The organism is Shinella sedimenti (assembly GCF_022601905.1).
Lineage (GTDB): Bacteria > Pseudomonadota > Alphaproteobacteria > Rhizobiales > Rhizobiaceae > Shinella > Shinella sedimenti.
This window is the reverse complement of record NZ_JAKVIN010000001.1, coordinates 678,123-692,852: the sequence shown is the minus strand read 5'-3', so window position 1 is coordinate 692,852 and position 14,730 is coordinate 678,123. Positions and strand designations below refer to the sequence as shown.

Annotated in this window: 19 protein-coding genes; 18 read left to right on the top strand and 1 reads right to left on the bottom strand. The window is 67.0% G+C overall.

The features are described from left to right. Positions 1-12 precede the first annotated feature (12 nt). The gene (locus tag MKI86_RS03475) at positions 13-2,196 is read right to left on the bottom strand and encodes a transglycosylase domain-containing protein (protein WP_241597240.1); all 2,184 of its coding nucleotides are present in this window, start codon (positions 2,194-2,196) and stop codon (positions 13-15) included. Positions 2,197-2,371: 175 nt separating this feature from the next. Between MKI86_RS03475 and MKI86_RS03470 the strand changes: the two genes are divergently transcribed. The 18 genes from MKI86_RS03470 (at position 2,372) to MKI86_RS03385 (ending at position 14,730) form a co-directional block, all read left to right on the top strand. After that, the gene (locus MKI86_RS03470; RefSeq protein ID WP_241597237.1) at positions 2,372-2,857 is read left to right on the top strand and encodes a YcgN family cysteine cluster protein; all 486 of its coding nucleotides are present in this window, start codon (positions 2,372-2,374) and stop codon (positions 2,855-2,857) included. 228 nt (positions 2,858-3,085) lie between these two features. Then, positions 3,086-3,637, top strand: coding sequence for a hypothetical protein (locus MKI86_RS03465; RefSeq protein ID WP_241597234.1), 552 nt, complete (start codon positions 3,086-3,088; stop codon positions 3,635-3,637). 73 nt (positions 3,638-3,710) lie between these two features. After that, complete coding sequence (locus MKI86_RS03460; RefSeq protein ID WP_241597849.1) at positions 3,711-5,222, top strand: DNA-packaging protein; 1,512 nt, start codon at positions 3,711-3,713, stop codon at positions 5,220-5,222. A gap of 2 nt (positions 5,223-5,224) precedes the next feature. Next, positions 5,225-5,836 carry a glycoside hydrolase family 19 protein gene (locus MKI86_RS03455; protein WP_241597231.1) on the top strand — a complete coding sequence of 204 codons (612 nt, stop codon included), beginning with the start codon at positions 5,225-5,227 and terminating at the stop codon, positions 5,834-5,836. Between the two features lie 48 nt (positions 5,837-5,884). Continuing rightward, a complete protein-coding gene (locus tag MKI86_RS03450; RefSeq protein WP_241597228.1) occupies positions 5,885-7,039 on the top strand; it encodes a phage portal protein in 1,155 nt (384 codons plus the stop codon). A 257-nt stretch (positions 7,040-7,296) separates the two neighbouring features. Next, entirely contained in the window at positions 7,297-7,605 is a 309-nt protein-coding gene (locus tag MKI86_RS03445) for a DUF6107 family protein (protein ID WP_241597836.1), read from the top strand. A 114-nt stretch (positions 7,606-7,719) separates the two neighbouring features. Beyond that, on the top strand, positions 7,720-8,280 hold the full coding sequence (locus MKI86_RS03440; RefSeq protein WP_241597225.1) for an HK97 family phage prohead protease: 561 nt from the start codon (positions 7,720-7,722) through the stop codon (positions 8,278-8,280). A gap of 17 nt (positions 8,281-8,297) precedes the next feature. After that, positions 8,298-9,548, top strand: a complete 1,251-nt coding sequence (locus tag MKI86_RS03435; RefSeq protein WP_241597223.1) for a phage major capsid protein — start codon at positions 8,298-8,300, stop codon at positions 9,546-9,548. 179 nt (positions 9,549-9,727) lie between these two features. Continuing rightward, on the top strand, positions 9,728-10,297 hold the full coding sequence (locus MKI86_RS03430; RefSeq protein ID WP_241597220.1) for a head-tail connector protein: 570 nt from the start codon (positions 9,728-9,730) through the stop codon (positions 10,295-10,297). Beyond that, positions 10,297-10,629, top strand: coding sequence for a phage head closure protein (locus MKI86_RS03425; protein WP_241597217.1), 333 nt, complete (start codon positions 10,297-10,299; stop codon positions 10,627-10,629). The genes MKI86_RS03430 and MKI86_RS03425 overlap by 1 nt, the downstream gene beginning before the upstream one ends. Then, positions 10,626-11,033: a DUF3168 domain-containing protein gene (locus MKI86_RS03420; RefSeq protein ID WP_241597214.1), complete on the top strand. Its 408-nt coding sequence runs from the start codon at positions 10,626-10,628 to the stop codon at positions 11,031-11,033. Before MKI86_RS03425 ends, MKI86_RS03420 begins: the two co-directional genes overlap by 4 nt. Before the next feature lie 26 nt (positions 11,034-11,059). Continuing rightward, on the top strand, positions 11,060-11,467 hold the full coding sequence (locus MKI86_RS03415; RefSeq protein ID WP_241597211.1) for a phage major tail protein, TP901-1 family: 408 nt from the start codon (positions 11,060-11,062) through the stop codon (positions 11,465-11,467). Next, positions 11,467-11,805, top strand: a complete 339-nt coding sequence (locus tag MKI86_RS03410) for a gene transfer agent family protein (RefSeq protein WP_241597208.1) — start codon at positions 11,467-11,469, stop codon at positions 11,803-11,805. The genes MKI86_RS03415 and MKI86_RS03410 overlap by 1 nt, the downstream gene beginning before the upstream one ends. Next, positions 11,802-12,023 (top strand): rcc01693 family protein, encoded by a 222-nt coding sequence (locus MKI86_RS03405; protein ID WP_134647563.1) that lies wholly within the window; start codon positions 11,802-11,804, stop codon positions 12,021-12,023. The genes MKI86_RS03410 and MKI86_RS03405 overlap by 4 nt, the downstream gene beginning before the upstream one ends. Positions 12,024-12,026: 3 nt before the next feature. After that, positions 12,027-12,575 (top strand): phage tail tape measure protein, encoded by a 549-nt coding sequence (locus MKI86_RS03400; protein ID WP_241597206.1) that lies wholly within the window; start codon positions 12,027-12,029, stop codon positions 12,573-12,575. A 205-nt stretch (positions 12,576-12,780) separates the two neighbouring features. Continuing rightward, on the top strand, positions 12,781-13,416 hold the full coding sequence (locus MKI86_RS03395) for a DUF2460 domain-containing protein (protein WP_241597203.1): 636 nt from the start codon (positions 12,781-12,783) through the stop codon (positions 13,414-13,416). Then, complete coding sequence (locus MKI86_RS03390) at positions 13,413-14,297, top strand: phage/gene transfer agent baseplate hub protein (protein ID WP_241597200.1); 885 nt, start codon at positions 13,413-13,415, stop codon at positions 14,295-14,297. Before MKI86_RS03395 ends, MKI86_RS03390 begins: the two co-directional genes overlap by 4 nt. Next, positions 14,290-14,730, top strand: a complete 441-nt coding sequence (locus tag MKI86_RS03385) for an NlpC/P60 family protein (protein WP_241597197.1) — start codon at positions 14,290-14,292, stop codon at positions 14,728-14,730. Before MKI86_RS03390 ends, MKI86_RS03385 begins: the two co-directional genes overlap by 8 nt.

The following is a 14,730-nucleotide window of genomic DNA, read 5'->3' as shown; positions in this document are numbered from 1 at the left end:
ATCAGCTGCGGGTTACTCTGTCCGGTTCGCTCTAGGCAGGTCAAGCGCATCGTCGAGCGCGGCCACGCGGCCATCCGACTTGAGGGGCTTGGCCTCGGTGAACTGGCGGGCGACGTCTTTGAGGAGTTTCGTGACATCCGTGGACAGCGAACGCGGGCGAACGAGGGCGGGCAGGGCACTCTCGTCGGGATTGGTCTGCGCGACCTCCGTGGCCTGCTTGCCATCCGGCAGCGGATTTTCGATGCCTGGAATGGCGCGCAACTCGATGCCCTGGTGGGCATAGTCCATCAGGCGCTTGAAGGTCATGGCGGGCAGGGAGCCGCCGGTCATGTTGTTGGTCGACGTATAGTCGTCGTTGCCGAACCAGACGGCCGTCGTGTAGTTGCCGGTGAAGCCGACATACCAGGCGTCGCGATAGGCCTGTGTCGTACCCGTCTTGCCACCCGACACGATGCCGCGGTCGAGCGCGCCGCGCCGCGCCGTGCCGCTGACGGGAATGGTGACGAAGATGCGGTTCATCGAGGACGTCGCCTGATCCGACAGGATCTGCCGGGCGGGCAGCTCGTCACGGCCGAAATCATAGAGGATGTCGCCGTCGTAATTGATGATCTGGCTGATGCCATGGCGGCGCGCCAGCTTGCCGCCGGCCGGGAAGACGGCATAGGCCGTCGCCTGATCGAGCACCGTGACCTCGGTGGTGCCGAGCGGCATGGTCTTGTCGGTGCGCAGCGGCGTTTCCACGCCCATTTCCTTGGCGAGCGCGGCGATGCGCTTGGTGCCGAGCTTGTCCTTGGCGAGGCGGACCGGGACGGTATTGATGGACTTGGCCATTGCCGTCATCAGCGTGACGCGGCCGGCATAGCTGCGGCCGTAGTTCTGCGGCGACCAGCCGCCCCAGCTGATCGGCCCGTCGACGATGGTCGTTTCGGGCGTCATGCCGGCTTCCATGGCGGCGGCATAGGTATAGGCCTTGAAGGACGAGCCCGGCTGGCGCAACGCCCGGGTCGCACGGTTGAACTGGCTTTCGCCGTAATCGCGCCCGCCGACCATGGCGCGCACCGCGCCGCCGTTCTCCACCATCACCAACGCGCCCTGCTTGACGCGGTAGCTGTCGCCATACTGGCGAAGGCCGCTCTCCACCGCCTCTTCCGCGGCGGCCTGCAGACCCATGTCGATGGTGGTGCGCACGACCAGCGAATGCTGGGCGAAGGGCTTGGCAATGCGCTGCACCTCGTCGAAGGCCCAGTCGAGGAAGAAATCCGGTGCCGTCTTGTCCTTGCGGTCGATGACGGTGGCGGGATTGCGCCGCGCGGCGATCACCTGGCCCTCGGTCATCAGCCCGCCCTGAACGAGGTTGGTCAGCACCTCGTTGGCGCGGCCGCGCGCCGCCGGCAGGTTGACATGCGGCGCATAGCGCGCCGGCGCCTTGAACAGGCCCGCCAGCATGGCGGATTCGGCAAGGTTCACATCCGTGATGTTCTTGCCGAAATAGAACTGCGCCGCCGCCGCCGCGCCGAAGGTGCCGCCGCCCATATATGCACGGTCGAGATAAAGCCGCAGGATCTCCTTCTTGGAGAGATTTGCCTCCAGCCAGAGCGACAGGAAGGCTTCCTTGATCTTGCGCTCGAGCGTTCGCTCGTTGGTGAGGAAGAGGTTCTTGGCCAGCTGCTGGGTGAGCGTGGAGCCGCCCTGCACGACGCCGCCGGCGCGCGCGTTCTCGTTGAGCGCGCGGGCAAGGCCGAGGAAATCGATGCCGAAATGGCTGAAGAAGCGGCGGTCCTCCGTCGCCAGAACCGCCTTGATGAGGTGGTCGGGCAGCTCGTCGATCGGCACCGAATCCTCGTGGATGATGCCGCGATGGCCGATCTCGTTGCCGTAGCGATCAAGGAAAGTGACGGCGAAATCGCTCTGGGCGCGCCAGTTGCCCTTGGTCTCCTCGAAGGCGGGAAGGGCGAGCGCCAGAAGCAGCACGAAGCCGGCCGTGCCGAGGTTCATGCCTTCGCCAGCCAGCTCGAAAACCGCCTTCTTCCAGCCGCGCACATGAAAGCGGCGGGAGAAGATGGTGATCTCCTCCCAGATCTCGCCCAGCCGGAACCCGGCGTTCCAGACCGTGGAATCGATCCACGAATCCAGCCGCAGCAGGACATGCCGCTTGCGGCGGCCGGGTTGTTCGGGCTTAGGGCTGTCGTCTTCCACGTCTCTTACCTTGTCGGAGGCGGCCGCAGCCTGCCCGCATCCGGTTAACGTCCTGTGACCACCGGTTTATTCTTGCACGATACCAGTCTTTTCCAAGGCAAAGAACGGAATTTCCGCATGAAGGTTAGCGCGCACGCCTCTTGACCTTTCCGGCCGAGGGGTTCAGGGGTCGCGCATGACCAAGCCGATGACCGAAACCCCGCAGGACCTGCCGTTCTGGAAGACCAAGACGCTCGCCGAGATGAACGACGCGGAATGGGAAAGCCTGTGCGACGGCTGCGGGCTCTGTTGCCTCAACAAACTGGAGGACTGGGAGACCGGCGAGATCGTCTGGACCTCGATCCGCTGCACGCTGCTCGACGGCGAGAGCTGTCGCTGCTCGGACTACGAGAACCGGCAGGCGACCGTGCCGGACTGCATCCGCCTGACGGTGGAAAGCGTGTCGGAAATCCCATGGCTGCCGCCGACCTGCGGCTATCGCCTCGTGCGTGACGGCCTCGACCTCTACTGGTGGCATCCGCTGGTCTCCGGCGACCCCGACACCGTGCATCAGGCCGGCATTTCGGCGCGTGGCCGCACGATCAGCGAGGATGGCATCGATATCGACGACTACGAGGATTACCTCGTGACCTGGCCGCTGGAAGTGGGTGAGAAGACGTAGCGCCGCCAGGTGTTTACGCGAAAAATCGAAATAATAGGAAAATAGTCCTTGACGGCGTGACGGTCGTTTGATAGGGTTATGGCATAGTCGGAAAGGTGCGGGCGGATGGATCGCCGAGCTTTCCGGAGGCTTTATGGCTTCGGCGGCATCCGCCCGCAGCCGGCTTGAGAGAATTTTGTTAGGCGCTCGTTCCTATGGATCGGGCGCCTTTTCGTTTTCGGGTGTGCGATGGACCAGTTTTCGACGATCGATCTCGACCTTTTCGGCATTTCGCCTGACATGGCGGTTTATGATGGGCTCGGCGCGCGTCGGGCCGTTCTCGACGGCGGAGCGGCCCCGCTGCTCGACACCAAGGCCGCCGCGCCGGGCGACCCCTTTCTCGACATGCAGGCGATGCTTCTCGAAATGACGAAGGAGCTGCGCGAGCGCTTCCAGCGGTTCCAGAGCCAGAAGGTTCTGGCCGAAGAGGATGCGGCCGCGGCCGTGGACGACGCGGCGCGCAAGGTCGCCCAGACCGATGCCAAGGCGGCCATCGAGGCCGTGTCGCTCATCGTGCGCACGCTGGAGAAGATCGACAGCCTGCAGCGCACGCTGATCAATGAACGGGCTGAGGCCGCAGCGGCGGACGGTGACGACGAGGACGAGGCGGCGCTGATCGAGGAGTTTGATCGGCTTGTCGAGGTGCGCGTAAAGGAGCGGATGGATGCCGCCAAAAGCGAATGGATGCGCGAAATCCGGGCTGGCGGCGATGCTGCCGCGGGAATGGAAAGCGGGCCGTAAGGAGCGGCGCGCCTGCCGGGCAATCGGAAAGAAGTCGGACGGAAATTTGAGGGCGGCGGCCACGGGCTTGACGATGATCGAGGAAAATCGTGGGCTGGCGGCCTTGCGGAATGGAGCCGATACGCTCGAGGCGGGACTGGCGCGGCGCGGCGCGGATGGCGAAGATTGCCCCTCATCCCCCTGCCGGGACCCTCTTCCCGCGGGCGGGGAGAAGGGGCTGGAGGGCGTGTTTCATTCTCCAGCAACGACCGCTGGTGAAGAAAGCCCGGCATCTCTTCCTTCTCCCTGTTTGCGGGAAGACGATCCCGACAGCGGAACGACGGGCGCGTCGGAAGCGCTTTCGTCTGCCACAAAGCGGATCGTTCTGACCAATCGACGGCAGATCGGCCACTGGCACTGCAAAGCGCGGCTGGCGCAGATGCCGCCGAAGGGCGACTGGCGGGTGTGGCTGCTGATGGGCGGTCGCGGCTCCGGCAAGACGCGGGCCGGGGCGGAGTGGGTGCAGGAGATCGCCCTCAAATTGGCCGGCATCCGTATCGCGCTGGTGGCGGAAACGCTGGGCGATGCGCGCGAAGTGATGATCGACGGCGTCTCCGGCATCTGCCGGATCGCCGGGCGTGGCAGGCCGGAATTCGAGGCCTCGCGCCGGCGGCTCGTCTGGCCGAACGGTTCGATCGGGCAGATCTTCTCGTCCGAAGACCCGGAAAGCCTGCGCGGGCCGCAGTTTCATTTCGCCTGGTGCGACGAGCTCGGCAAGTGGAAACACGCGCAGGAGACCTGGGACATGCTGCAATTCGGTCTGCGCCTTGGCGAGGATCCGCGCGTTCTGGTGACGACGACGCCGCGGCCGGTGCCACTGTTGAGGGCGCTTGCGAGCGATCCGGCGACGGCCGTGCGGCGCATCCGCACCGACGACAATATCGACAATCTGTCCCCCGGCTTCCTGCGCGCCATGGCCGACCGTTACGGCGGCACGCGGCTTGGCCGGCAGGAACTGGACGGCGAGCTGATCGCAGACCGCGAGGATGCGCTGTGGAGCCGGCCGCGGCTGGAGGCGATCCGCCTTCGCAGTCCCGGGCCGCTGTCGCGCATCGTCGTGGCGGTCGATCCGCCGGCGACGGCCTCCGCGGCCTCGGTCTGCGGCATCGTCGTGGCCGGGCTCGACCAGACCGGGCGTGCCGTCGTGCTGGCCGACTGCTCGGTGACGGGCGCAAGCCCGGCGGGCTGGGCGGGCGCGGTGGTGCGCGCCTTTCGGCGCTTCGACGCCGACCGGGTGGTGGCGGAAGTCAACCAGGGCGGCGACATGGTGACGGCGATGCTGCGCAGCGTCGACGCCGATCTGCCGGTTTCGACGGTCCGGGCGACGCGCGGCAAATACCTGCGCGCGGAGCCGGTGGCCGCCCTCTACGAACAGGGCCGTGTGGCCCATGCGGCGGCCTTTGCCGAGCTGGAGGACCAGATGTGCGATTTCGGCCCGGACGGGTTGTCTTCCGGCCGCTCGCCGGACCGGCTCGATGCGCTCGTCTGGGCGTTGACGGCGCTGGTGCTCGACCGGCAGGGCGAACCGCGCGTGCGGGGGATCTGACGATGGAAATCGATCGCAAGCACTTCTTCGACGGCGTGCGCGGGCCGCTCTATGGCGGGCGGCTGACGCGGGCGCAGGTGGCCGGCATGAGCGCGCTCATCGACCGCTTCGAGGCGGGCGGCGAGACGGACGACCGGCGCTTGCTCGCCTATATGCTGGCGACGGCGCATCACGAGACGGGCGGGCGCATGCAGCCGGTGCGCGAGACCTTCGCCGCGAGCGACGACACCGCAATCGCCCGCCTCGACCGGGCCTTTGCCGAGGGGCGCCTGCCGCAGGTCTCCGCGCCCTACTGGCGACGCGACGCCGACGGGAAGACCTGGCTCGGGCGCGGGCTCGTCCAGATCACGCACCGGCGCAATTACGAGCGGCTGTCATCGCTGATTGGCGTCGATCTCGTGCAGCGTCCCGAGCGGGCGATGGAGATGGCGGTGTCGGTGGAAATCCTCGTCGCCGGCATGCTGCGCGGGGCCTTTACGGGCCGGCGGCTGGTCGACTGCTTTTCACCCGGCCGCGCCGACTGGATCGGCGCGCGGCGCATCATCAACGGACTGGACCGCGCCGAGCGCGTGGCGGGCTATGGGCGGGCATTTTTCGCCGCGCTGGGCGGGTAGGGGCGCTTCCGCCGAACCAACCGCATTTTGCAACGAACCGAGGGCATCATGAAACTGCCATCCATTTTCTCACGACGGCGCGCGGCGCCGGCGGAAACCAAGGCGTCGGGCTTCTTCACGCTGACGGCCGAGGGGCGGGCGCACTGGTCGAGCCGGTCCTATGCCTCTCTGTCGCGCGAGGGCTTCATGAAGAACCCGATCGCGCACCGCGCGGTGCGGATGATCGCGGAGGCCGCCGCCTCGGTGCCCTGGCTCGCCTATGAGGGCGAGAGCGAGCGGCCGGGCGATGCGCGTCTTACGCTGCTTTCCCGCCCGAACGGGCGCATGGCGGGCACGGATTTCTTCGAGACGCTTTACGGGCACCTTTTGCTTGCCGGCAATGCCTTCGTCGAGGGCGTGCGGGTGGGCGAGGACTTGCGCGAACTGCACTTGCTGCGGCCCGACCGGGTGCGCATCATCGAGGGGCGGGACGGCTGGCCTGAGGCCTACGAATACCGCACCGGCAACCATGTGCGCCGGCACCGCGCGGGCGACGGGACGGCAGGCGAGGGGCAGGCGATCCTGCATCTCAGGCTGTTTCACCCGCTCGACGACCAGCTCGGCTTCGCGCCGCTCGAGGCCGCCTCCATGGCGCTCGACCTCTCCAATGCCGCGGCGATCTGGAACAAGGCGCTGCTCGACAATTCGGCGCGTCCCTCCGGCGCACTCGTCTACCAGCCGAAGGAGGGGGGCAATCTTTCGCCCGACCAGTATTCACGGCTGAAGAGCGAACTGGAGGACGGCTATTCGGGCGCGGCGCGTGCCGGCAGGCCGATGTTGCTGGAAGGCGGGCTGGACTGGAAGGCGATGGGGCTTTCGCCGCGCGAGATGGATTTCGTGGAGGCCAAGAACGGCGCGGCGCGCGACATCGCGCTCGCCTTCGGCGTGCCGCCCATGCTGATCGGTGTGCCCGGCGACGCGACCTATGCCAACTACCAAGAGGCCAACCGCGCCTTCTGGCGGCTGACGGTGCTGCCGCTGGTGAGCCGCACAGCCGCAGCCTTCGCCAACTGGTTCTCCGAGGAAGGCGAGGCCGCGCTGCGGCTGGTGCCGGACCTCGACCAGGTGAGCGGCCTTGCCGCGGAACGTTCCGAACTCTGGGCGCGGGTGGGGGCGGCCGGTTTCCTGACGGACGAGGAGAAGCGGCGGGCGGTGGGGTATTGAAGGTGCGGTGCATCCCCCTCTGTCCTGCCGGACATCTCCCGAAAACGTCAGAGAAACAGATCGTTGCCCGGGGGAGCTGAATCGTTTTGCCGCCTTCCGGATTCAACATCTGAACGCGTTGAATCGGACTACGAGGAAAGCGCGCCAAGGGATTCAAAAGACTCAGCGTTTGCCGCGCCCGCCGCAGAGAAGCCGGCGTGTCCTCGGCCATTTGGCCGATGCTTCTGGATTTTCATAATAATCTGAAAGGCTTAACAATGGCTGACTTCGGAAACGATGGCGGGCTGTGGACGGCCCGTCTGATCGGGGCGTCGGCGGGAGCCGCCGTCTCGTTGATCTACCTGCTGCCCAAAAGCCGTCGCGAGGCGGCGTGCCGGTTCTTCACCGGCCTTGCCTGCGGGCTCGTCTTCGGCGGGCCGGCCGGGCTGTGGATTGCCGTTCGCCTGGGCATCGCAAGCTATCTCGGGCCGGTGGAAGTGCTGCTGACCGGGTCGGCCGCGGCGAGCCTCTCGGCGTGGTGGGGGCTGGGTGTACTGGCGCGCGCGGCGGAGCGGATGAAGCAGTAGCGCGTGGGAAATAGTCCGTGGGCAATAGGCAGTAGGCCGTGGGATCGGGCGCTCGCGTGGCGACCCTGCTGCGACTGCCGAATTCCAAATCCTCCTTTCACATCGGAGCAACCAATGACAACCGACGACCTGCCGGTCTGGCGGACGAAGAAGTATGCCGATCTGACGCTGGCCGGCGTTTCCGGCGACGGGGCGTTTTCGGGTTATGCCAGCCTGTTCGGCGAAGTGGACCTGGGCAAGGACGCGATCGCGCCCGGCGCCTTCGTGCAATCGCTCACCAGGCGCGGCGCGTCTGGCGTGCGCATGCTTTTCCAGCACGATCCGGCCGAGCCCATCGGGCGCTGGCGCACCATCCGCGAGGACGAGCGCGGGCTCTATGTCGAGGGCGTGCTGTCCCCGGGCGTGGCGCGGGCGCGCGAGGTGCTGAACCTCATGAAGTCGGGCGCGCTCGACGGCCTCTCCATCGGCTTCCAGACAGTGCGTTCCAGGACCGACCGCTCGAGCGGCGTGCGGCGCATCCTCGAGGCCGATCTCTGGGAAATCTCGATCGTCACCTTTCCCATGTTGCCTTCGGCGCGGGTGTCGAACGTGAAGAATGCGCGGTGGTTCCGCGACAAGGAAACGGAGCTCGTGCGCACCATGCGCCGGGCGGCCCGGATGATGATGCAACGCTAACAGGAGCACAGCACGACATGACGGATACCCTCAAGACCGCGCCGGAAATCAAGGCGGTGCCGGAAACCATGACCGCTGCCTTCGACGACTTCATGGAGGCCTTCGAAGCCTTCAAGGAGACCAACGACCGCAGGCTGGGCGAGATCGAGCAGAAACTGACCAGCGATGTGGTGACCCGTGAGAAGGTGGACCGCATCAACCGCGTCATGGACGACCATAAGCGCGTGCTCGACCAGCTGGCGCTGAAGAAGGCGCGGCCGGCGCTTGGCGGCAGCGGCGCTGTGAGCCTGGAAGCGGCCGAACACAAGGCGGCATTCTCCGCCTATATGCGACGCGGCGATGAAAGTGCCCTGCGCGCGCTGGACGAAAAGGCCATGTCCGTCGGCTCGGCGGCGGACGGCGGCTACCTCGTGCCGCCGGAGACCGACACGGAAATCGGCCGCCGGCTTTCCGCCGCCTCGCCGATCCGGGCGCTCGCCACGGTGCGTCAGGTTTCAGGCGCGGTGCTGAAGAAGCCGTTTACCACATCGGGCATGGCCTCAGGCTGGGTGTCCGAAACGGCGTCGCGGCCGCAGACCGGAACGGCGCAGCTTGCCGAACTCTCCTTCCCGACCATGGAGCTCTACGCCATGCCGGCGGCGACGGCGGCCCTGCTCGACGATGCGGCGGTGGACGTGGAAAGCTGGATTGCCTCGGAGGTGGACATCGTCTTCGGCGAGCAGGAGGGATCCGCCTTCGTTTCCGGTGACGGGACCAACAAGCCGAAGGGTTTCCTCAGCTATACCAACGTGGCGGATGCCGGCTGGAGCTGGGGCAATATTGGCTATATCGCCACGGGGGCGGCCGGCGCCTTTAAGGCGAGCGGCCCGTCCGACACGCTGATCGACACGATCTATGCGCTGAAGGCGGGGCACCGGCAGAATGCCAGCTTCGTGATGAACCGCAAGACGCAAGGCGCGATTCGCAAGTTCAAGGATGCCGACGGCAACTATCTCTGGCGCCCGCCGGCAACGCCGGGCCAGGCGGCTTCGCTGATGGGCTTTGCCATCGCCGAGGCCGAGGACATGCCCGACGTGGCGGCCGACAGCTTCTCCATCGCCTTCGGCGATTTCCGCGCCGGCTATCTCGTCGTCGACCGCACAGGCGTTCGCGTGCTGCGTGATCCCTATTCGGCCAAGCCATACGTCCTCTTCTATACGACCAAGCGCGTGGGCGGCGGCGTGCAGAACTTCGAGGCGATCAAGCTGGTGAAGTTCGCGGCGAGCTGAGGTCTCGGTCGCCAGCGTATCCGCTCCCTCTCCCTGCCTGCGGGCAGAAGGGGTCGCGGGGCGCTGCTTTACTTCCTCCATTCTTCTCGCACAGGCGGTCGTCCCCTGCCGCCGGTGCCGGCGGGCGCGGCTCTTCCTCCCGGCCGCGCCCGCATCCCTTTCACCGCAAGAGGACGACCATGACCATTGCCGAACTTCTGCCGCCCGCGGCCGAGCCGATCACGCTTGCCGAGGCGAAGGCGCATCTGCGCCTGGAGACCGACGACGAGGATGCGCTACTTTTCGCGCTCATCCGCACCGCCCGCGACCATCTGGAAAGCGAGACGGGGCTCTGCCTCATCACGCGGACGCTGAGGCTCTATCTCGATGGCTGGCCGGACGGTCAGATGATTCAGATTACCAGAGGGCCGGTGCAAACCATTGAAACCGTAACGGTTTATGATGAACTGGGTGATCCTGTAGAGGTGGCGCTTGCAGGCGCCGTGCTCGACGGAACCGCCCGCCCGGCGCGGCTCTTCCTGCCGGATCGCCCGGAGAGCAGACGCGCGCTGAACGGCATCGAGATCGATTTCACCGCCGGCTTCGGCGAAAGCGGCGCTGATGTACCCGATACGCTGAAGCGGGCGCTGCTGCTGCATGTGGCGGCGATGTTCGAGTTGCGCGGCGTCGTCTCGCTGGACGACCAGCCGGGCGCGGTGCCGCAAGGCTACGACCGTCTCATCGCACCCCATCGCCTGCGGAGGCTGTGATGACGAAACCCATCGATCCCGGCGCGCTGAGCGTGCGGCTGGTGCTGGAGCGCCCGGTGGAAACGTCGGACGGGCAGGGCGGCGTGGAGACCGGGTTCGCCGCGCTCGCGACGCTCTGGGCGCGCATCGAGCCGGTATCGGCCGGCCTCAGTGAGGCAGCCGGCGCGCTGCAACGGCGGGTGACGCACCGCATCTGGCTGCGCGCGCGCGGCGATCTCAACGGCGGCATGCGGCTGCGCAAGGGCGCGCGTATTTTCGCGCTCGTCGCCTTCCGCGATCCGGACGAAACGGGGCGCTACACGCTCTGCGACTGCGAGGAGTTGAGCCCATGAGCGCGGCATCCGCCTTGCAGAAGGCGGTCTTCGGACGGCTTTCCGCCGATGCGGCGCTGACGGCACTCGTCGGCCCCGACGGCATCACCGACCGCAGGCTTTCCCAGCCGGCGGCGCCGCTTCTGGTGATCGCCGGCATCGACAGCACCGATCATTCGACGGCGAGCGAGCCGGGCGAGCAGCACACGGTGCTGCTGGAGGCCTGGAGCGAGGCGGCGGGCCACAAGACCGTGCAGGCCATCGCGGCGGCGGTTCGCGCCGCCCTGCATGACGCGCCGCTCGCGCTGGATGGCCATCACCTCGTTTTGCTGCTGCACCGCGACACGCAGCTGCGGCGGGACGGCAAGTCGCGCTTCCACCGCGCCGAAATGCGCTTTCGGGCCGTGACGGAGCCCGTTCTCTAACAACGTTTCATGGAAAGGATCGGGCCATGGTGGCACAGAAGGGGCGGGATCTGCTGCTCAAAGTCGATAACGGTACGGGCTTCGCGACGGTCGCGGGGCTGCGCTCGAAACGGCTGTCGTTCAACACGCAGCTCGTCGACGTGACCGATGCGGAGTCGGCGGGACGCTGGCGTGAACTGCTGGGCGGTGCGGGCGTGCAGCGCGCGGCCGTTTCCGGCAGCGGTATCTTCAAGGACCAGGCATCGGACGCGCTGGTGCGCTCGCTGTTTTTCGCCGGCACGATCGTGCCATGGCAGGTGGTGATCCCAGATTTCGGCAAGGTCTCCGGCGCCTTCCAGATCGCGGCGCTGGAATATTCCGGCGCGCATGACGGCGAGGTGGTTTTCGAGATCGCGCTTGAATCTGCGGGACAACTGACCTTCGAGGTGGTGTGATGGGCGCGCGGGCAAACCGGCATCGCGGCGAGATCGAGGCCGACTTCGACGGCATCCGGCGGGTGCTGTGCCTGACGCTCGGCGCGCTCGCCGAGCTGGAAACGGCCTTTGCCGTCGACAGCCTGACCGGGCTTGCCGAGCGCTTTTCCTCCGGGCGGCTGAAGGCGGACGACCTGATCCGCATCATTGGTGCCGGGCTGCGCGGCGGCGGCAACCTTTTCAGCGACGAGGAGGTGGCGGCCATGGCGGTGGCGGACGGGCTGGCGGGTTTCGCGCGCATTGCCGCCGAACTGCTGCAGGCGACCTTCGGCGGGGCGGCGCAAAACGAAAACCCTTGAGGGCCGCATCCGGCGCGTCCGGCGCGGCACCTGCCTTCCCCTGGGAGGCAGTGCTGCATGCCGGGCTGTGCCGCATGCGGCTTTCCGCACGTGATTTCTGGGCGATGACTCCGCGCGAGCTTGGCTTCGCTCTCGGCCTGCTGCGGCCTTCGGCGGTGGTGCCGGGGCGCGGGGCTTTGACCGCCCTGATGCAGGCCTTTCCCGACGAGATGGAGTGAAACATGGCGACTTCGGACGACAATGCACGATCCGCCTCGCTTGCCGACACGCGGCAGCAGGCCGAGGCGCTGACAGACGTGTTCGACGATCTGGAGGCGCGCTCGCGCTCCTTCGGCTTTGCGCTGACCTCGGCGCTGAAGGGCGCAGTGGTGGACGGGCGCGGGCTCGATAGCGTGCTGCGCGGGCTGGCGCTGCGCATGAGCGACATCGCGCTTTCGGTGGGCCTGAAGCCGCTGGAGGGGTTGCTGTCGTCGGGCATTTCCAACCTGCTCGGCGGCGCGACCCCCTTCGCCAAGGGCGGCGTCGTTTCTGCGCCGACCTATTTCGGCAGCGGCGGCGGACTGGGATTGATGGGCGAGGCGGGCGCGGAAGCGATCCTGCCGCTGAAGCGCGGGCCGGACGGTTCGCTTGGCGTTGCCGCCGGCGGTGGTGGTGCAGGGCAGATCGTCTTCAACGTGACAACGCAGGACGCGGCGAGCTTCCGCAAATCCGAGGGACAGATTGCCGCCATGCTGACGCGTGCGGTGGGGCGCGGGCAGCGGAGTTTGTGAGCGTTTGTGAGCGTTTGTGAGGTCGTGCAGGCCCCTCATCCGCTGCCGGGACCTTCTCCCCGCAGGCGGGGAGAATGGGCTTGGGTTTCCCAGATCGCCGACGCCCACGGTTGGCGATGGCGTTGTTGCAATCTTTGTCTCCCTGGTCGCGGTGAGAGATGCCGGCAGGCGGATGAAGGGCAGCCATATTTATGGAGATATCGAGATGGCGGGATTTCATGATGTGCGGTTTCCCTTGCGGGTCGCGCTCGGTACGAGCGGCGGGCCGGTCAGGCGCACGGATATCGTCAGCCTTTCCAACGGCCGGGAGAACCGCAATCGCCGCTGGCAGGACGCGCGCCGGCGCTATGACGCCGGCTCGGGCGTGCGCTCCGTGGACGATCTATACGCGGTGCTGAACTTCTTCGAGGCGCGGGCGGGGCAGTTCAACGGGTTCCGCTTCCGCGATCCCGTTGACCACAAGTCCTGCGCGCCCGGCGCGACCGTGAGCGCGACCGATCAGTTGCTCGGCACCGCGGACGGGACGACGGCGATGTTTCGGCTGGTGAAGCGCTATGCGGATGCGGGCGGCGCGACGATGCGCCCGATCGAGAAACCCGTGGCGGGGACGGTGGTGGTCTCGGTGGCGGGTGCGGTGGTGCCGACGGGAGACTATGTTGTCAACCATGCGGCGGGTCTCGTGACCTTCAAGCCGGACAATATCCCGTCTGCCGGTACGGTGCGGGCGGGTTTCGAATTCGACGTGCCGGTGCGTTTCGATACCGACCGCATCGATATCGACCTTGCCCAGTTCAATGCGGGCCGCATCCCCTCCATTCCGCTGGTGGAGATCAGGCCATGAGGACGATTCCGGCAGGGCTGCAGGCCCATCTCGACGGCGAGGCGACGACGCTGTGCAATGCCTGGCGCGTCGTGCGCCGCGACGGCGTCGTTCTCGGCTTTACCGATCACGACCGCGACCTGGAATTCGACGGTCTCACCTATCTCGCGGCGAGCGGCTTCGAAGCGAGCGAGACGGAGGACGGCAACGGCCTTTCCGCCGAGGGCGGCGATGTCTCCGGCGGTTTTTCGGCGGATGCGATCACGGCGGAGGACCTGTCGGCCGGGCGCTATGACGGCGCGAAGGTCGAGGTGTTCCTGGTCAACTGGCAGGAGACCGGTCAGCGGCTTCTCATGCGCACCGCCGAGCTTGGCGAAGTGCGCCGCGAGGGCGGGCTTTTCCGCGCCGAGCTTCGGCGCCTCACGCACAAGCTCGATCAGGTTAAGGGCCGTATCTATGGCCGGCAGTGCGACGCCGTGTTGGGCGACGGACGCTGCGGCGTCAATCTTGCCGCCTACCGCGCGACCGCGACGGTCAGCGCGGTCACTGATGACATGCACATCGAGGTGACCGGCCTTTCGGGTTTCGCGGAGCGCTTCTTCCGCTATGGGGTGCTTTCCTTCACCGGCGGGGCGGCGGCCGGGCTTTCGGCCGATATCGAGGATCACCGTAAAGGTGCCGGCGCCGATTCTCTCACGCTCTGGCTGCCCATGGCGGCGGGTGTGGCCGTTGACGATACGCTGCAGGTGACGGCCGGCTGCGACAAGCGCTTTTCCACCTGCAAAGCGAAGTTCAACAACCGGCTGAATTTCCAGGGTTTTCCCCATATGCCGGGCAGCGATTTCAGCTACGGCTATGCCGACGGCCAGACCGTGCATGACGGGAGGCCGCTCTATGGCTGATGATTTCGGGGACCGGATCGTGGCCGTGGCGCGCGGTTTCATCGGCACGCCGTATCGGCATCAGGGCTCGCTGAAGGGCGTCGGTTGCGATTGCCTCGGGCTGGTGCGCGGCGTTTGGCGCGAACTCTATGGCGCCGAGCCGGAGGTGCCGGCACCCTATGCGCCGGACTGGGCCGAGCGGGCAGGCGAGGAGCGGTTGCTGCTCGCCGCCGCACGGCATTGCGGACCGGCGCTGCCCCTCTCGGCGCTCAGGCCGGGCGATCTTCTGATCTTCCGATGGCAGGAGGGGGTGGCAGCCAAGCATGCCGGCATCGCCGCGCCCGATGCGCGCTTCATTCATGCCTATGAGCAAGCGGCGGTGATCGAATCGCCGCTCATTCCTTCCTGGCGCCGGCGCATTGCCGGCGTCTTCCGTTTTCCGGAGCGTTCCTGA

What these genes read in the sequence shown, in the direction of transcription:
- MKI86_RS03400 (WP_241597206.1), top strand. Translation starts at nt 12,027, where the DNA reads ATGGCGACTTCGGACGACAATGCACGATCCGCCTCGCTTGCCGACACG.
- MKI86_RS03445 (WP_241597836.1), top strand. Translation starts at nt 7,297, where the DNA reads ATGGCTGACTTCGGAAACGATGGCGGGCTGTGGACGGCCCGTCTGATC.
- MKI86_RS03415 (WP_241597211.1), top strand. Translation starts at nt 11,060, where the DNA reads ATGGTGGCACAGAAGGGGCGGGATCTGCTGCTCAAAGTCGATAACGGT.
- MKI86_RS03385 (WP_241597197.1), top strand. Translation starts at nt 14,290, where the DNA reads ATGGCTGATGATTTCGGGGACCGGATCGTGGCCGTGGCGCGCGGTTTC.
- MKI86_RS03465 (WP_241597234.1), top strand. Translation starts at nt 3,086, where the DNA reads ATGGACCAGTTTTCGACGATCGATCTCGACCTTTTCGGCATTTCGCCT.
- MKI86_RS03435 (WP_241597223.1), top strand. Translation starts at nt 8,298, where the DNA reads ATGACGGATACCCTCAAGACCGCGCCGGAAATCAAGGCGGTGCCGGAA.
- MKI86_RS03450 (WP_241597228.1), top strand. Translation starts at nt 5,885, where the DNA reads ATGAAACTGCCATCCATTTTCTCACGACGGCGCGCGGCGCCGGCGGAA.
- MKI86_RS03440 (WP_241597225.1), top strand. Translation starts at nt 7,720, where the DNA reads ATGACAACCGACGACCTGCCGGTCTGGCGGACGAAGAAGTATGCCGAT.
- MKI86_RS03470 (WP_241597237.1), top strand. Translation starts at nt 2,372, where the DNA reads ATGACCAAGCCGATGACCGAAACCCCGCAGGACCTGCCGTTCTGGAAG.
- MKI86_RS03420 (WP_241597214.1), top strand. Translation starts at nt 10,626, where the DNA reads ATGAGCGCGGCATCCGCCTTGCAGAAGGCGGTCTTCGGACGGCTTTCC.
- MKI86_RS03390 (WP_241597200.1), top strand. Translation starts at nt 13,413, where the DNA reads ATGAGGACGATTCCGGCAGGGCTGCAGGCCCATCTCGACGGCGAGGCG.
- MKI86_RS03460 (WP_241597849.1), top strand. Translation starts at nt 3,711, where the DNA reads ATGATCGAGGAAAATCGTGGGCTGGCGGCCTTGCGGAATGGAGCCGAT.
- MKI86_RS03410 (WP_241597208.1), top strand. Translation starts at nt 11,467, where the DNA reads ATGGGCGCGCGGGCAAACCGGCATCGCGGCGAGATCGAGGCCGACTTC.
- MKI86_RS03425 (WP_241597217.1), top strand. Translation starts at nt 10,297, where the DNA reads ATGACGAAACCCATCGATCCCGGCGCGCTGAGCGTGCGGCTGGTGCTG.
- MKI86_RS03430 (WP_241597220.1), top strand. Translation starts at nt 9,728, where the DNA reads ATGACCATTGCCGAACTTCTGCCGCCCGCGGCCGAGCCGATCACGCTT.
- MKI86_RS03395 (WP_241597203.1), top strand. Translation starts at nt 12,781, where the DNA reads ATGGCGGGATTTCATGATGTGCGGTTTCCCTTGCGGGTCGCGCTCGGT.
- MKI86_RS03455 (WP_241597231.1), top strand. Translation starts at nt 5,225, where the DNA reads ATGGAAATCGATCGCAAGCACTTCTTCGACGGCGTGCGCGGGCCGCTC.